At 68.3% G+C, this 1,954-nt stretch carries 3 protein-coding genes; all 3 read right to left on the bottom strand.

Annotated elements, in window-relative coordinates; all coding sequences use genetic code 11:
• Positions 1 to 8: 8 nt before the first annotated feature.
• Positions 9 to 605, bottom strand: coding sequence for a hypothetical protein (locus Q0176_RS10820; RefSeq protein ID WP_299302815.1), 597 nt, complete (start codon positions 603 to 605; stop codon positions 9 to 11).
• 53 nt (positions 606 to 658) lie between these two features.
• Entirely contained in the window at positions 659 to 1,633 is a 975-nt protein-coding gene (locus Q0176_RS10815) for an MBL fold metallo-hydrolase (protein WP_299302812.1), read from the bottom strand.
• The coding region (locus tag Q0176_RS10810) for a L,D-transpeptidase (RefSeq protein ID WP_299302809.1) at positions 1,630 to 1,954 on the bottom strand (325 nt) is incomplete at its 5' end. The genes Q0176_RS10810 and Q0176_RS10815, both read right to left, overlap by 4 nt.

Below are 1,954 nucleotides of genomic sequence, written 5' to 3'. Positions count from 1 at the left end.
TGCTGAGGTTATCTGCCTTCTTTGCGGAACAGCGGCCTTGCCAGGCAGAGCAACAGCGCCGCCCAGGTCAGGCCGACGTCGCAGCCGCCCTCCCCACGGGAGGCCGAATCGGAGTCCGGGGACGGGGATGAGCCCGAGGCCTCGACAAACTCCGGAACCGGCTGGGGCCCCTCGGGGACCAGATACCCGGACATGTCCCGAAGCCTCAGGCCATCCTCGGGCAGCGAGGCCGTGACGCCGTCCGGCCTACCCTCGAACGAGCAGCGCAGGGCCGTGATCGCCGCCGTGGGAAGGTCCTCGGCCCGCACCTTGCCCGTCAGCTCCAGTCCGCAGGGTTGAGCTCCCTCCGCAGACCCTTCGGGGGGCACAAAGCGGACCGCCACCGTCCCATTGACGAACCCCTCCAGGGTCAGGTCCGCCGAGCGCGGCCGGTCCAGCTCCAGCCTGCCGGTCACGCGCACGTCGGCGGCCCCCATCACGTCCAGTTTCCCTATCGAGACCGTCCAGCGGTCCGGGGCGGCCGAAACGGCCTCCGTCCCTCCCGCGCCTCCCAGCGCAAGAAAACAAGCAAGAGCCGCACACGTGAACTTCTTTCGTGCAGACATACCCTTCACCTCCAGTTTCAGCCTCTCATAGCAGACGGCGTCCCGCGGCGCACTCACTCCGATGCCGCTTTTCTCCCGCCTTCATGAGCCTCCGCCGGCCCGGCCAGAAAGCCCAGAAAACCCAGCACGCTGTTTCCAATGAACAGCCGCTCCCGCTCCAGGAGGTCCTCCGGCAGGGAGGCCCTCAGCAGGGGGTCGTGTTCCAGAAGGTACCCTGCAATCGCCTCGGGAGGACGATCCCGCATCCCGGCGACGATATCCAGCCATTCGGAGACCTGCGACCGCGCAAGCGCCATGCGTTTTCGGGCGTCGCCGTACGCACCCCAATGCGCGTAGCAAAGCAGCTCGTCCCCGACAAGCACCGAGGCGATCCGATCCAGGGACTCCAGGGCCGCGGCCGCGTCGAAACGGGGTGGGGTTGTGGGGCGCAGCCACAGCTCCCCGGACTCCGTCGGCAGCGTGAGCCCCGCGGCCTCCCCGACGAAGAGAAGGCGCGCGTCCCCGCAGGAGACGCGGAAGGCCAGGTGATGCGGGGCATGGCCGGGCGTCGGAAAGACCTCGACAAGCCCCGCCTCGTCCTTTTCGATCAGGACCGCCCCGTCGACCGACACAGGCGGACCATAGGTCCGGGCCACGTCGCCCAGGGTCTCCACCGAGGCGCGCCAGAGCTTCTCGGGGTCCGTCAGATGCCTGAAGGCCCGTGGATGAGCCAGCACCCTGGCCCCGGGAAAACGGGCACAGAGCCGCCCCACCCCGCCCGAGTGGTCCAGGTGGATGTGGGTCAGCAGGATGAGGTCTATCCCGTCCGTCAGGGACTCCAGCTCCCGGATCAGGAGGGGAATCGTATCCGCGGGGCCGGGATCGACCAGGACGCGGCGCCCCAGGGGGTCCGTGAACAGCCACGCGGAGATGAAGCGCCGGAATCCGGGGAGGGGCTGAGGCAAATCGATGCAGTGCAGACCCCCGGGAAGGGAGACGGGGCGACCGGACACCGGCGTTTCGCGATGGTCCTCTGAAACCGTAATCATTCCTCGATGATGACCCTCATGTTCCTGTAGGCGTACCGTCTGAGCTCCCGGACCTCCTCGTTGCTCATGCGGATGCAGCCCTCGGTGGCCATGCTCCCGCGCGAGTCGGGGTCGTGCGTGCCGTGGATGCCGATCCCCTTCCAGCCCGTATTCAGGCGGATGAACCACGGGCCGTAGGCCCCGTCGATCACGCCGTTCCCGTCCCCGAAGTCATGCTTCCAGCTCTGCGAGTTCTCGATGGACTGGACCCGGAACCGCCCCACCGGCGTGCGGTTGTCCCCGATCCGCCGCTTGTTGCCCGGGTTCCGCCCCACCGCGACG

Origin of the sequence: uncultured Fretibacterium sp. (assembly GCF_938040765.1) — a bacterium.
Lineage (GTDB): Bacteria > Synergistota > Synergistia > Synergistales > Aminobacteriaceae > CAJPSE01.
This window is presented reverse-complemented; position numbering and strand designations above follow the sequence as displayed.